We start from the raw sequence: 15,611 nt of genomic DNA, 5'->3' as shown, positions 1-15,611 counted from the left end.
ATGGTAATTTATACGCAAGTCTAATTTAGTACTCCGTGCTCCCGCAAGCCATCAGATGTAAGCTTCGCTTACTAGACCAACATTTTCCTTCATTTCATTCGGAAAATGATGGTCATATCTTGCTCGGCTTGCCAAGGTTGAGAAAGACTTGCTTATATTAACCACGAGGACTGTGAACATGAAAAAGAATCTTAAATCGGAATTTAGTACAAGACAATATATGCTCTCCAGGGATTTTGAGATTTATTACTACAGTGATAAGAAGATTCCTGCGGTGGCGGCTCATACCCATGATTATTATGAATTTTATTTCTTCATTGATGGGCATATTGTTATGCACATTGATGGGAAGGAATTTACACCTACCCCTGGTACACTGATTGTTATTCCACCTAGGATGAAGCATTTTGCAAGGCTAGTTGATGGGTCTATCTTTTATCGTAGATTTGTGTTTTGGATTACCAGAGATTTCTTGGATAGCCTGGCTAATATATCATCTGATTACAATTATTTAGCCGACAAGACTAATGATGATAAGTTTTTTATACATAAGTTTACTGATATTGAATTTAATACTATTCAGGGAAAGGGCTTTACTCTTATAGATGAGATTCACTCTAACAGATTTGGACGTGATGCAAAGATTCTGCTTTCTGTTAGTGATTTTATTCTTTCTGTAAATCGCATGGTTTACGAATCTATTAATCCTGCGGCTATTGGTACTGATTCAGATACCCTGTATCAAAGCATCGTAGTCTATATTGAAAACCATATAGATGAAAACCTTTCCTTAGATGAATTGTCTGAAAAGCTACACGTAAGCAAATTCCACATCTCTCATATATTTACTGAGACCAGTGGAATGCCTCTTCATAAATATATTACCAAAAAAAGGCTTAGCATGTGTAAGGATGCCATTCTTAGTGGGGCTGATATCACCACTGTAGCTGAATCCTACGGCTTTAGTGATTATTCCGTTTTTTACAGAGCTTTTGTTAAAGAATATGGCAAATCTCCAAAGAAATATAAGGATGAGATATTTAGAAAAACAAGGAGTGATTAGCAGTTATCTGTTAATCACTCCTTGTATATTTAAAGATTAATCTTATTGCGTTCCTTACGCATTTGTTTAAGCTGGGCTACACTCATCATTTTTTTAGGCCTTTTGGTGTATTTGATTTTAAGTTCTTCTGGTTTGTACATTTTCATAATGCCAGTATATGTAATCAGGGTACCGTCTGATTTTGTTACACATCTTCTGTCGATATGGATATGATAGGTGGAAACAGAGCCATTGATAATAAGCTCTGCTATGCCTTTGTCGTCATTGATTTCACCACTGAGCACTTTTGACTGAAAGGTATATATATCCATGATAGTATAGGTATTATCTTTAAGTTTTGATCTCATGGCCTTAGCCGCTTCTATTGTCTCACGGTCTGGCCCTTTTACTGTAAATCTGTTACCCACGTTGTCCTCTCTATCGCTAAACAGTTATAAGATAAATAATATTACTCACAACCCCTTATTCTATAACAGCAAGACTAGTTTCGCAAGGCATTTTTTCTATACTCGCTAGGAGACACGCCTACATAAGCCTTAAAGCTTTTCATAAAATGCTTTTCGTTGTCGTAACCAACATTTACAGATATTTCATTAACCTTCATATCAGTTTCGGAAAGAAGCTTCTTTGCCTCCTTCATTCTAAGTTCCTTTACGTAGGTTACGAAATTTGTTCCAGTAATATTTTTAAATTCTGCTGAAAATAGAGAATAGTTCATTGATATATGGTTGCTTACAACAGCCATATTCAAATCCCTGGCGTAATTTTCATTAATGTATGCAATAGCTTCATTTATCTTGGCTGTGGTTTGATCCACATCCTCAGCTGAACTTAGCTTAGACTGCATATCTAATACAAAGCTCATAAATCCTTCTCTGTAATTGCTCAGACAATCTGTAACAAGTGGATTTACCAGGGTATCTGCTACTGTTACCTTGTAGGTGGCACAAAGCTCTCCCACAAATTGATTAATAGCTGCTATAAATTTCTTTGGAGGAATCTGACCACGGGTGGCAGCTATAAAGAAGCTATCCCATTCTTTTTTTAGTTCCTTTGGCCTGTCCACCCCCATTAGCTGAACTCTGGCACTGATAGAGTTTTCCTCTGTAAGCTTTGCTGCTGTTTTTAAAAGTTCTGAAGGAATAGCAGGCAGGTCGTAATCTACCACATTCATGTTTTGAAGAAACGCTTCGCCTCTTCTTATGAAAGCCTGGGTGTATGCCCTTTTTAAATCTGTTACATTAGAATATACATCACTTATTCCTATATATTTTAACCCTGCGACAGAAGAGATTTCATCAGGAGCAACTATGTATACATTACCACCCTGAACTCCCCTAAGAGTGATTCCTGATAAAGCAGAAGTATCAGCATTTGCCACTACTACAACATACTCATTTCCCACCTCTCTATTAAGAGTCTGGGCTAAAAGCAAGGTGTCTTCCTCCTTGGAATCCTTATCCCTAAGCATGTATTTAAGAAGCTGATTGTCTAGGGCATCTAGCTTTTCTTTGTCCTCTATACGATGGTTAATCTCATTATCCAGCTTTTCAAGAATAGATTTAAGCTTATCTCTTTCCACTGGCTTTAGAATATATTCCCTTACGCCATGCCTCATCATTTCTACTGCGTAGGAAAAATCATCATATCCGCTGATGGCTACTGCAAGCGGAGGATTATCCAACTCCTGCATAGCCTGAACCAGCTCTATACCGTTCATCTTTGGCATACGGATATCTGTGAACACCACATCAATCTGCTCCTTAGATAAAACATCCATGGCGCTAAGCCCATTGTTACATTCTATTACCTCTTCAACAGGAACACCGCTGCGCTTTATCATAGCTGCAATTCCCTGTCTTATAAGCTTTTCATCTTCTACTACTAAAACCTTCTTCATACATTACCCTCTAACAAAGTTCTTTTACATTTTCTACACTCTTAAGTGGAATTCTTACACTGACCTTTGTGTAGCAGCCCTCCATGGTGGCTACGTCTATGCCATAGCCCTCACCAAAGCTTGCCTTTAATCTATCCTGCACATTCTTAAGACCGATTCCATTTCCTGAGCCTCCACCTGTAGCAATTTCTCCTGAAATCTTTTTCTTAAGCCTGTCTAGTTCCTCATCATTCATGCCCCTGCCGTTATCGGTGATTTCGATAATGCAATCATTATCTACTATTAAGCCCTTAATATAGATGGTGGTATCCTCAGCTATTTCTTCCACACCGTGAATTATGGCATTTTCGATAATAGGCTGTAGAGACATCTTAGGCACACGCTGATTCATAATGGCAAAAGGAATGTTTAGAGAAAGAATAATATCATAATCAAAACGCAGATTAATTAATGCCATATAGTTTTTGATATATTCCAGTTCCTCTGATACAAGCACCATTTCAGAAGTCCACTTCATACTGTAGCGAAGGAGCTTGCCTAGGCTTGTTATAGCATCAGAAATGTCATACTCCTCCTGCATCTCAGCCATCATCTTAATAGATTCCAGCACATTGTATATAAAGTGAGCGTTAATCTGATTTTGCAGAGCCTTAATCTGGCTGTCCTTGGCAAGTATTTCTCTATCAATATTCTGCTGCATCAGAGTCTGAATGTTATCAAGCATTCTATTAACCTGATGAGCAAGCTCACCCATTTCATCATCCCTGCCTGATTCTTTAGCCCTAACAGATAAATCTCCCTTTCTAACCTGTCTGATGGTATAAAGGGTTGCATAAAAGCTTTTTAGTACCTGACGCACCAAAAGGTCCACCACAAATGACAAAAGAATAAGTATAACAATCATCCAAAGCACAAATATATTCCGCTGCTTATACACCTCATTTAGGCTGTCACTAATATCCTCCACGGAAACCAATGTGCCTGAAAGCTCCTTGATGTACATGCCAGAGATTACGCTTTTATCATACCTGCTATAGTAGGTCTTTATTTCATTATTCTCTAGCCCCTTAGCCTTGTCTGTCATCTCAGCTGCAAGATTAATTGCTATAGCCTTCACCTTTTCATCTGTTCTTTTGCCAAAGATAACATTCCCATCTGATGTAACAAAGCAGCTAATTTCCCCTGGCACATTCTCATACATAGATGGAAACATAGTGCTCATTTTCATGCTGGTTTCTATAACACCAAGCTTGCCATATTTCCTGTCATTGATTGGGGTAATTAGAGCCAAAAGCGGTGCTGTATCACTGTTTGAAAACAGATTATCCTTGTAATCGTATACCCAGCCACCAGCCTCTGCCATATATGTCCAAGGCTGTCTTTGCATTCTTGAAGCGTTATACATAACTGGCATCATCTCCTGCACATTATCGCTGGCTGCATAATATCTTGCACCTGCAAGCACAGGGTTGGTATTGATAAGTCGCTCAAGGGAAGCCACATCATTCCTGTAAAAGGATAACCACTCCTTAGTGGAATAGGTACCTTGATTCTTAGCGCTAATCAATATCCTATTCATGGTCTCATCTGACAAGAAAAACTGGGTAGTCATATTGATAGAATCAATGTTATTTTTGATACTATCCTGACGTCTTCCCATGGTGGAATCCAGATAGGATACATTTTCCTTAATGGTGGATTGTTCCATATTGTAAAACATTACGCCACTAAGAATTGCGATAGGTATCATAACAAAGACAAGGATAATGGCAGTCAATTTTCTATTCAGTTTTATTCCTTTAATTGATTCCCAATTTTTCCTTTGCTTTAACAACATACTGATATCGTTTCTCCTGAAGCCCATTGTAACCAAGTACAACTCGCTCCTGCTTATATTCCTCTAAAATCCTGTCAAATTCCTCGTCGCTGGCTGCCAAAAGTAGCTGCTGCAATGTGTCTGCCCAAAGGGCGCTTAGCTGACTATCTATGTATGCATCCTCAGTATCAGCCGGCAGGATAACATCATACTGACCAGTATACCGGGCATATTTATATGTCCATTCCTCCAGCTGGGTAGTTGGTGAGGTGTTATCTGTCCGCCACTTTAGCTGCATTACATTGTCCTGCAGCATCCAATAGGCATCATCTGCACCATATATTTGATCATAGGTACCTCTATCTGTGTTAAGAAGCTTTAGCACATCTGGCTTTATCACAGGCTTGCCATCTACCATATCGTAGGTGATGCCCTCAACCCCCAGATATACTATTCTTTGCCCCTCTTCTGAAATAAGATAATCCATAAACTGAATGGCTCTATCAGGATGCTTGCAATCCTTTGAAATCATGGTAACTGTCCAGCCACTGACTGTATTAGTTGGAAGCACATGGTCATCACCGTTCATATTCTTAGGCCCATCTACTGCAATATATATGCTATCTGGGGCCTTAGAATAAAGGGTCTTCTGCTGTGCTGCCATGTCCGTGTACTGATACAGCATGCAAAAATATCTGCCCTCAGCAATCTTTTCCTCCATCTGTGTCCTTTGGTCGATAAACACATCAGTAGAAAGATAGCCCTCCTCATTAAGCTTTCTAAACATCTTTAGCCACTTAATATACTCAGGGTCCGTGTTTCTATCGTAAAGCCTACCATCCTTTTCGTAAGGAATGGCAAGGAAGTTTTGGATATACTGGTCAAAGGAAACATTTCCCGAATCATCAAAAAGATGGGCGCCAATTGGAATAAGTGGTTTGCCATCTATCAGAGGAAACATCTCCTTTGCCTTTTTGACAGCACCCTCAAAGCCCTCTATCGTGGTCATATCAGGGCTTCCAATGGCTTCGTATATATCCTTTCTTACAAGGAAGGTTTGGTTGGAGCCGATTTTGTCATTGCTTTCCACATCCTGGGGGGTGACAGATGAGCTTGGATATCCATATATATTTCCATCTGACTGGGTATACCAGCTGACAGCCTGCTTGTCGCATACCTGATAAAAATATGGGTCGTACTCATCAGCCAGCTCATTGATGGCATATACCATATCCTTTTGAATCAGCTCGTTGACCTGAGGCTCCCACCATCCAAGTGTGATTAAATCAGGCAGAGAGCCGGATTCAATGATGGCATTCAGCTTCTCCTCCTCGTTACCCTGAGGGGTGATAAAATTAATGTCTACACCTGTGTTTTCTGTGATAGTGCGGGATACTACATTGCTTCCCCAGCCTGTATTAAACCAGGAATAATTAATATACCAATCCAACGTAACAGTATCATCACCACTGGATTTTGATGGAGTGTCCACCGAACCTATGCCACATCCTGTAAGGGATAAAGCTGCAAGTGACAGGGCTATTAATTTGTTAATTGATTGTGCGCAATTTTTCATATAATTATTATACTTTCTTGTTATGACACTTTCAATAAATAAACGGCATAAAGGACTGCCGCAATAAGCGCCAGTCCCAATATTTTATTCTTTTACGCTACCTGCAGAAATACTGCTGATAATATATCTAGAGCAGAATGCAAATACTATCATAATAGGTACTACAGAAATAGCAACACCAAGGTATATAGCTCCCTGATTCTTCTGCAGGTCTGTTGCAGCATTCAGTGTAGAAATCATTACAGGCAATGTCATTTTACTTGGAGTATTTAAAAGTATTAATGGCATAAGGTATGAATTCCAGTTTCCAATAAATGCACCTATGGACATGGTAGCAATACCAGGTGCCATAATAGGAAGTACGATTTTATGGAATGTATGTATTTCTGATGCTCCATCGATTCTGGCAGCCTCAAGCAGCGCCTTTGATAATGTTGATTTAACATACTGCCTTAGGAAGAACACGATTCCTGGCGCTGCTATAGCTGGAACAATTAATGGTACGTATGAATCAATAAGTCTAAGCTTCTGGCAAAGGTTGTAAAAACCAATCAAAGAGAGCTGAGCAGGTATCATCATAAATACCACTATTACCTTAAAGAGTAGGCTGTTACCCTTCCATTCATACATAGCCATTGCATATGCTGTAATAGCTGAAAAGTATGCTGTAAGGAGAGTTGCCGGCACAGCCACCTTGATACTGTTGAAGAAGCCTCTGAAAAGGTTAACGTAATCAAACAACACAACCCAGTTATCATGTAAGCTGTGTCCCGGCAAAAATGAAAATGAATGAGTTATCTCAACACCCGAGCGAGTAGAGTTAACAATCATCAACCAAAATGGAAGAAGGCAAGCAAGGGAAAGTACTATAAGTGCAATATATAAAATGAATCTTTTGATTTTTGTGGCCACCTTACTAATCCTCCTTTCCACCGATAAACTTAAATTCTAGTACTGATACGATTAGTATTATGATAAACAGTGTATAAGCTATTGCTGATGCAAAGCCAACCTGATGTGTTTCAAATCCAAATTTGTACATGTACATAACCACAGTCTGAAGTGTTCCACCTGGTTCACCGGCTGTAGATGCACCTGCAACACCATTGATAAGGAATGGCAAATCAAACAGCTGCAAACCACCAATAAGTGATGTAACTGCTACATATAAAAGAATTGGTCTAAGCAAAGGTAATGTGATTTTACCGAAGGTCTTCCATCTACCTGCACCATCTATTGCTGCCGCCTCAAAATAATCCTGTGGAATACCCTGAACACCTGCCATAAGCATGATGAAGGAATTTCCAAACCACATCCATGCCTGAATAACAGATACTACCGCCCATGCTGTAGAACGCTGTCCTAACCAGTTTACCTGCTGGTCAACAATGCCTGTGGCAAGAAGAATCTGATTAAAGGTTCCATATTTCCAATCTAATAATGTTTTGAATAAAAATGCTACTGATGTAGCTGCAATAAGATTTGGCAAATAATACAAAGCTCTGAATACTGGAAGTCCAGCAAGCTTGTATTTAATATCCGAAAATACGATAGTTAACAGGAATGCCAAGCCAAGCTGTAATACTATATTTAATCCCCACATTTTTACTGTGTTATAAAGTGAACGCCAAAAGAATTTGTCTCCTATAACACGCTTATAATTTTCTAATCCTACTAAAACAGGATCACCATATCCCTTATAATCTGTAAAGCTAAGATATAAGGTTCTAAATACTGGATATACACTAAAAATCAAAAAAACGATGACGAATGGGAGCACAAACAGATATGCTGCATTATTCCTATTCTTCATCACATTTTTCATGGAAATTGCTTTCATCCTTTCCTCCCTTTAAATTTCGGGGCTGACCACTGTCAGCCCCTTTTTGTCATCTAAATTATCTTTCAACTGTGATATCTGGATATGTAGATTCAACTACATCGTAGAACTCAGAGATTGCATCTTCCTTGTTCTTCTCACCAGTCTTGATTGCTGTGATTGCAGCGCCCCAAGCATCGTTAATTACCTTGTCGTAACGTGTTACCTTAGAGTAATCAATGTGCTCAGCCTGTGACTGCCAGAATGAATACATGTGCTGGTTGCCATATACAGGGTTCTCATCATCCTTGTGCTTCTCAAGTACAGAGATAAGTGAAACTGTGTCACCCTCTGACTTTTCAATCCACCACTCAGCTGTTTCCTCATCAAGTGTTACCCACTTAAGGAAATCCCAAGCAAGATCCTTGTGCTCTGAGTTAGCAGAGATACCGATGAATGTACCACCACCAAAGCCATATGCAGGTCCAGAGCAAACGCCCCACTTACCTGATGTCTCGCCTACATTATCTCTAAGTGTAAGAACGCCCCAGCTAGGAAGACCAAATGCGAAAACCTCTGTCTTATCAAGGTCCTTTGTAGCCTCCTCAAACTGCTCTGCATCCCATACGTTTACAGAATCATCAGCATAGTTCTGGATATCAGCTGTAAGGATAGGTACCTCGCCGGCCATAGCCTGATACCATGGTGTAGACCACTGGTTAGCATAAGCTGTGTAATCGTTCTGATATAAATCAATTACAAGATCCATGTAATCAAGACGAGCCTGGTTAACATTTAACTTGCCATCAACAACCCATGCGCTATCACCTGAGAAGTAGTTAATTTCTGCATCTGATGCAAAGATGCGGTAACCATTGTCCTTAAGTGTCTTTGCTGTAGAAAGAACTGTGTCATAGTCAGCAAAAAGCTTACCGATTTCTTCTGGATCATCTGTTCCAAATACCTTTTCAGCAATATCTCTTCGATAGTAAATACCTGCTGGAGTAATCTGGTAAGAAATAGCACGCTGAATTCCTTCTGAATCCTGACCAACCTTCCATACATAATCAACAATCTGATCTGCATAATCCTGAGCATTGTATGGTGCCTGGTTCAAATCCTCAAAGTAATTAGCATCATAGAAATCCTCAAGCATCTGTGGCTCACCAACGATGATATCAGGTGTTGTCTGACCACCGTTAAGAGCTGTCTGTACCTTTGTTACATAGTCTGCTGGTTCAATAACCACTGTCTCAATCTGGACATCTGGGTTAAGCTCAGCATACTTTTCTGCGAAGGTCTGAAGATCCTTTGCAAGTGTCCAGATAACGAGCTTTTCTCCATCCTCGCTACCAACTGTTGCAGAATCTACATTTTCACCTTCCAATGTGGCATCACTGCCATCACTTCCGCAGGCTGCAAGTGAAAGTGTCATTGCGCCTACGAGAAGAACTGCTAAGAATTTTTTTAGCTTCATTCTTTCATCCTCCCAACCTTTTGTTGTTTGTTGTTATGGTTAAATTATAGGAGGCTGTCCTTACTGAAAAAATGATACTTTTTTTATTTAGGTGTCATTTTTATAGTGATAGAAATTGCACACCTGTCTCTTATTTTTTCTGCTGCATCTTTTGTAAGCACATTGCTATTTTCAGTAATAGATGTTCCATCATTATAATTTACTGTAATCTCTGTAATGGCATACTGGCCTGGAATGTAATCCTGCTTCTTATCAAACTCCAGCCTAAGCGTAGTGTTTCCAAGGAGTGTTGATGAAACATAATATTTTCCATCTTTATCAGCAATTAAATATTCTGGTATGGCAGGAGTAAGCTCAAACTGCAAATCGCCTGCTTCGTTTACTGTAAATATATTCTTGCCAAAGAACATCAGCTTCCACATACTGATAAATTCAATGGTTGAGCCTGAAAGCCTTGCCACAAAGCCCTTACCATGGATTCTTTCGTTAGGATTTTTAGAGCTTGCTATAAATGATGAATTCTCTAAGGTACTCCTTCCATATGTATCTTTATCAAGGAAAGGAACTGCTGCATTCTTAAAATCCTCAAAGAACTCCTTGTAAAGTCCACTCCTAAGAAGCTCCAATAAATATTTATATTCCATGTGAAGCCAGATAGATTCGTTTTCAAGCCAGCCTGGTGTAAAGGCTCTACATCTTCCAAGCTCAAAACTTGCATCCTTAAGGGATGCATTTACCTTGTACATGGATAGCTTCTCATCAAACAGGTCGCTGTGTTTAACCTTTAAATACATTGCCCTTTTTGCACTTATATCATCTCCTAGCTTTAGGAAACGAACCGGGCCTTCTAAGAAATATGGAACCTTTACCATGGTAAAATGCTTTGGAACAATGCCCTCAGCTGTCTTTTCGTATTCATCAATATCATAGGTAAAATAAGCTGGTGCAATGCCATCTGAAATCTCCACTGCCCTAGCTATAGATGCATTCATAGAAGCACTAAAGGTATCAAAAATCTCTTTAATCAATGAAGGAGATATTTCTTTTGTCTCCCCTGTAAAGCCTTCATATACCTTGCTTCTATATTCTTCCTTAATATGGTTTTTACGATTCCATTTATCTAAGCTATCATTTAGCTCCTGCTCTGCCTTATGAATAGAGATAATAAAATCAGCCACCTCTTTAGGCAGTACAATATTTTCTTGATATTTGTAGAGGACATCCTTTACAAAATCAATCATTCTTGCAAGCTCATAGGATTCGTTCATGGATGAGCCAAGTAGTCCAGGCAGACCATTTAAGGCATCATACCATCCTGGCTTGCCACCTTCCATCTCCACACCAAGTCCATAGGCATCAAGTGTTGCAAGCTTAATTGCAGACATAAGTATCAGCTTAGAAATAAGAGGCATGGTAACCTCTTTGCCCTCTTTATCTATGGCAAAGCTTGGTGCCTTAGTTGTGTTATCCCTGGAATCCAAGTAATAGTACTGTCTGATTCCATTATCTGTTTCTTCGTATCTTTTAAATCTTGGGCGAACCTTTTCCTTACAATCAAATGCCTTTACATTAGTGTGATATAGCAAGTCCTTGGCATCATCAGGGTAGATTTCCAAATATTCCTCTATCAAATCCAGATTGTAGGTCCAGTGGTCACTCCAGTAGCCTTCACCAAAATCCCCGTTTACAGTTTCTTTAGCATCAGCCATTATTTCATCAAACAGCTTTGCTTCCTTAGTATCAAATGCACCATCATCCTTATCCATAATTGCTGCTGCAAGCTCTCCTGGAGTAAATGGCTTTTCTATTCCAAGCTCTTTTGCCTTTTTGGATTCATATCTCATCTGCTCTATTTTCAAAGGGTTGTAACCATCCAACTGAATCAGAGAATAGAACATTTCTATATTCTTAGACTTAACAATGGGGCTAAAAAATGTATCGCATCTTCTGTTTTGATTTACATCTCTAAAATTACCATTTCCCTGAGAGTAAAATTCTGGTGACATAGAAAAATAATTGTAGTCACGCTCTAAATCACCATGCTTTCTGGAATACACGTAGTAGGTGTGCTTGTTACCAAGCTGAATTGGCTTACCTCCTCTTAGCACATTATCCATGTAATTGTATCTTGTGTAGCTATCAAATGTCTTGTTGGCTGTCTTTGTCGCCACACTATCTGTAAGGGTTTCTGTAAGCTTTGTAGATTCATCAAACTTTCTTTCAAAGAAATCGCCATCTATCTTATTTTCCAAAAAACTGTTTAAAACCTGTTTGTTTCTAACCTGACCAATCATTTCATACAAAGTGATTGTCTCGTTACTTTCAACAGTGGCCTCCTTAGCAAAGAATGCACATGGCAATTCGTTGGATGTGTTCTGGTGCTCCTGTACAAGCTCCTTAAGTGCTGTTTCCTTAAAGCCTACAGCAGTATCAAAGCCTAAGTCATAATCAAACACTACACGTGGGTCAACTATCACCCTAAGGGATGTTCCATCTGACAATCTGCCAAGGGCGAAGTTTCCACCATCTACCTTTTTTACAACAGCAGAATCTTCCATGCTAACTCTTACCCTGTAATATGGGATACCTGTTTCCACATCCTCCACCTGCATCCATGCCTTAGTGGTCTGTGCCATCATCTTAAGGCTTTCCTGTCCTACTCCGTATGGAATAAGGGAAGGCATTCCATCTAATATCTCAAAGCTTTTCTTTGCATCAGAAGTGTTTGTAATCTCCACCACTCTCATTAAGGCTGCAAGCTTTTCTCCTGGAAGTGTTGTATAGCTAACCTTTACCTTTATGCCATCTTCTTCATCCTCAATGGCTAAGCTATTCATATAGACAGACATTTTTGTTTTAGATGCAGGATTCTTAAATGGCTCATAGTACTTTCCATCAGCCTTGATAAAGGTGCGAAAGCCCATGCGCTCCACCATCTGATACGCTGTGTGGGCTGGATAGAATTCCATAATTCCGTGGTCCTTGTCCTGCACACCAAAGCTCACTACTGCCTGGCCTCTGTTTACTATATAGCACCACATTGGAATGCCATTTAACCCTGCTATACCAGGAAGAAAGCTGGCAAACTCACTTTTTACACCATAATTTTCTATTTCATCTTTTACCTTTGTAACTATTTCCATTATCATTCTCCTGTTATATAAGCTCTATCTCAATTACATGTGTTGTTTCATTCCATGAATCAATCTGATTCTCCGAAATGCTCACCAGATTCTTTTGTCCCTTTATTATGCAGGTGTTATCAATCACCACCTGACCTATCTCATATTCCTTATAATCCTTAGCTTTAGGATTCTTATAAATCACCGTAAATGTATGACCTCTAAATGGTAAGGTTATGGTGGCATTTCCATTTTTATCAAACTGCTCTTTGGTTAGCTTTGGCTCTAGGTGCAAATCTCCTGCACTGCCTCTTACACCAAAGGCTTCGATAATCATCGTCATTAGATACCAGCTGGCTGCACCTGTAAGATAGTGATAAAGTCCTCTACCCTTACCGTTAAAATATTCTGGTATTCCAGGATAAATATGACTTACATCAAAATCTGCGGCAGTTTCAAACAAGCTGTTAAGTGCCTCATAGCCTTCCTTGGCAAAGCCTCTTTTATACAGAGCATTTGAATACATTACTGCCATGTGGGAGAAAACTGCACCGTTTTCTTTGTCACCGTATGCAAATCCAAACATTCTTCCAAGGTCAGTTTTCAACTCTTTAAAGTCTGTGTTAAGGACATATCCACCAATCTCCTTTTTATACAGGTATTTCTTAGCAGAATTAATAATAGCTATCACCGCATCCTTCTTTGCTGTAGCACTCATGATTGCAAAAACCTGACCTGTAAGCATCATTCGTACTCTGCCATTAATTACGCCTTCTACCTTTTCCCTGTTATTATCGTAGTAGCCGTTGTACCAGCCATTTCCTTCCTCATCACATACCCACTCTTTGGCTCTTATCTGCTTCATTAGTGACTCTGATTTGTGCTCTAGTAAAAGGGCTATTTTTTCAATATCTACATATTCCCTTTCCCCGGTAAAATCAACTTCCACAGCATTCATATATTTTTCTAGAACCAGTTGCTTTTCCTTAGGATTATTAAATGTGCCCACTGAATCCTCTTCAAGAAGAATATTTATCTCCTTTGAAAGCAGCAGCTTTGTTTCCTTGGATTTTGCCATGTAGATTCGTAAATACGTAGCAATATCCTTTAGGTTCCCAGCATAGCCACAGGTAAATGCCACGCTTTCGCCACCTTCTGCTGCCATATCCAAAGCATCATTCCAATCAGCATTTCTAAGTCTAATCATGCCGTGATTTCCCACATCGTAGAATGCTGTCAAATTCTCTATTAAGATATGCTCTAGCACCGAGCCCTTGTAGGTCTCACCTGTGCTTGTCTTTACAGCAAGGTCACTGTCTTCATTTATCGAAGCTTCAAGCCTATCTCCTCTATGGATTAGATTGTCCTTAAAGTACGTAACCTCTTCCTTAAACAAATCCAGATCACCGGTCTGATCCATATATAGCTTCACTGTTAAGAAAGGCCAAAATCCATGGTCCATCCACACTCTGGGAATTCCATTTCTATCTCCCTTAAATTCTCCCGGCTTATCCCCGATGATTGTTGCATTGGTTCCATCAATCCTAACACCCTTAAAGTTATTAAGAAGCATTTCTCTTACATCAGTAGGGTCTGTAAGAAGTAATGCCAGGCAATCCTGCCACAAATCTCTCCAGCCTCTGCCACCTCTTCCATAATCGTGGTGCGGAAGAAATGAGCAGCCAAAGATTCTTCTTAAGGTTGGCTGAAAAGCCACCCATTCCATAAATCCATCAAAATCCTTATTGCCAGTCTTAAAATGGATAGGTGTTATGTTCTTCCAGTATTCTTTGGTCTCAGCAAACTTTTCTGTTATCGTATTTACGGATTTAATGAAATGGCATACATCATCTATTTCATGTAGGTTGTCAGCCCCTGCAATGCCAATGGCCACCTGGTATGTGTAGGATTCCTTTGGTGCCAAGGTGATTTTTTCAAACCTAAGTGCTGCCACACACTCCTTGCCATCCACCTTGTCCCCTGGCTTCATCCAGTTATCCTTCTTACCCTTGCCATCGATAAGGCTTCTAGGTCTAAGGTAGGTTCCACCTTCACCTAGATACTCATCTGCATCTGCCATGAAATGTTTTGGAGCCTCCCCCTTTTCATCACTGCCAAAGACATAATAGGTGCTATCGTTTCTTTTATGACCTCTTTCATCAAAGGATAATGTAGGCTGCATTACCACACCATCTTCTGTAATAACAGCTCTATTTAAAAGAGAGGTAACATGCCTATGGTCCCTAAGATTATCTGCACTTCTGCCAAATACCGGAATAGCTGCCACAGCCTCAAAGCTTAGTGGTTCCTTCCCATCATTTTGGATAGTAACAACCATTATCTCAGCGTTTTGTTCTAACAGTGCAAAAATTGAAGTAGTGGCCTTAATCCCCTTTGCTTTGTTGCAGCTTTCTACTGTCTGCCACATCCTGCCAGCAGTTAATGTCACATCATCCTCATCCTTTGTAAATCTAGTAGCCTCCTGCATAGCAGATACACCTGTGGCTGACCACAGTTCATCATTCATTATCAAAAAGAAGTTTCTGGTATCCCTGTCTGCCTGCAAATCCATTACACTTTTAGGGGCAATCAAAAAATGATTCTGATCTGTTTTAGCATCCCCACCAAAATCTGGTGCCACAGCACTCTTAAGTCCCTTAGTACTTGCCAGTGGCAAATACAACCCGCTAGTATGTTGAGGACTTTTAATCTCAAAGCTTCCATTTTCATCAATAAATCGTATTTTGCTCATGTTCGTCCTTCCTCCCCTTTAATCTTTCCTTATCTTAGGAAAATGAAGGCACTAAAAAAAGGACACCTTTTTTATATAGGTGTCCT

Annotated in this window: 10 protein-coding genes; 1 reads left to right on the top strand and 9 read right to left on the bottom strand. The window is 39.7% G+C overall.

What is annotated here, in order from left to right:
- Positions 1–178: 178 nt before the first annotated feature.
- Entirely contained in the window at positions 179–1,063 is an 885-nt protein-coding gene (locus tag IJ535_RS10695; protein WP_294302491.1) for a helix-turn-helix transcriptional regulator, read from the top strand.
- Between the two features lie 29 nt (positions 1,064–1,092).
- On the opposite strand, the gene IJ535_RS10690 is transcribed toward IJ535_RS10695, so the two are convergent.
- The 9 genes from IJ535_RS10690 to IJ535_RS10650 form a co-directional block, all read right to left on the bottom strand.
- The gene (locus IJ535_RS10690) at positions 1,093–1,470 is read right to left on the bottom strand and encodes a hypothetical protein (RefSeq protein WP_294302488.1); all 378 of its coding nucleotides are present in this window, start codon (positions 1,468–1,470) and stop codon (positions 1,093–1,095) included.
- Positions 1,471–1,544: 74 nt separating this feature from the next.
- On the bottom strand, positions 1,545–2,963 hold the full coding sequence (locus tag IJ535_RS10685) for a response regulator (protein WP_294302484.1): 1,419 nt from the start codon (positions 2,961–2,963) through the stop codon (positions 1,545–1,547).
- 10 nt (positions 2,964–2,973) lie between these two features.
- Entirely contained in the window at positions 2,974–4,713 is a 1,740-nt protein-coding gene (locus IJ535_RS10680) for a sensor histidine kinase (protein WP_294302480.1), read from the bottom strand.
- A 49-nt stretch (positions 4,714–4,762) separates the two neighbouring features.
- Complete coding sequence (locus IJ535_RS10675; RefSeq protein WP_294302477.1) at positions 4,763–6,355, bottom strand: extracellular solute-binding protein; 1,593 nt, start codon at positions 6,353–6,355, stop codon at positions 4,763–4,765.
- Between the two features lie 84 nt (positions 6,356–6,439).
- Positions 6,440–7,267 carry a carbohydrate ABC transporter permease gene (locus tag IJ535_RS10670; RefSeq protein ID WP_294302474.1) on the bottom strand — a complete coding sequence of 276 codons (828 nt, stop codon included), beginning with the start codon at positions 7,265–7,267 and terminating at the stop codon, positions 6,440–6,442.
- Between the two features lie 4 nt (positions 7,268–7,271).
- Positions 7,272–8,195: a carbohydrate ABC transporter permease gene (locus IJ535_RS10665; protein ID WP_294302471.1), complete on the bottom strand. Its 924-nt coding sequence runs from the start codon at positions 8,193–8,195 to the stop codon at positions 7,272–7,274.
- Between the two features lie 58 nt (positions 8,196–8,253).
- On the bottom strand, positions 8,254–9,651 hold the full coding sequence (locus IJ535_RS10660; RefSeq protein ID WP_294302466.1) for an ABC transporter substrate-binding protein: 1,398 nt from the start codon (positions 9,649–9,651) through the stop codon (positions 8,254–8,256).
- An 83-nt stretch (positions 9,652–9,734) separates the two neighbouring features.
- Complete coding sequence (locus tag IJ535_RS10655; protein ID WP_294302463.1) at positions 9,735–12,794, bottom strand: hypothetical protein; 3,060 nt, start codon at positions 12,792–12,794, stop codon at positions 9,735–9,737.
- A gap of 13 nt (positions 12,795–12,807) precedes the next feature.
- Complete coding sequence (locus tag IJ535_RS10650; RefSeq protein ID WP_294302460.1) at positions 12,808–15,525, bottom strand: GH36-type glycosyl hydrolase domain-containing protein; 2,718 nt, start codon at positions 15,523–15,525, stop codon at positions 12,808–12,810.
- Between the last annotated feature and the right edge of the window lie 86 nt (positions 15,526–15,611).

It is taken from the genome of Pseudobutyrivibrio sp. (genome assembly GCF_017471675.1).
In the GTDB taxonomy this organism is placed as follows: Bacteria; Bacillota; Clostridia; order Lachnospirales; family Lachnospiraceae; genus Pseudobutyrivibrio.
Note: the sequence above shows the minus strand (reverse complement) of the source record. Positions and strands in the feature narration are given on the sequence as shown.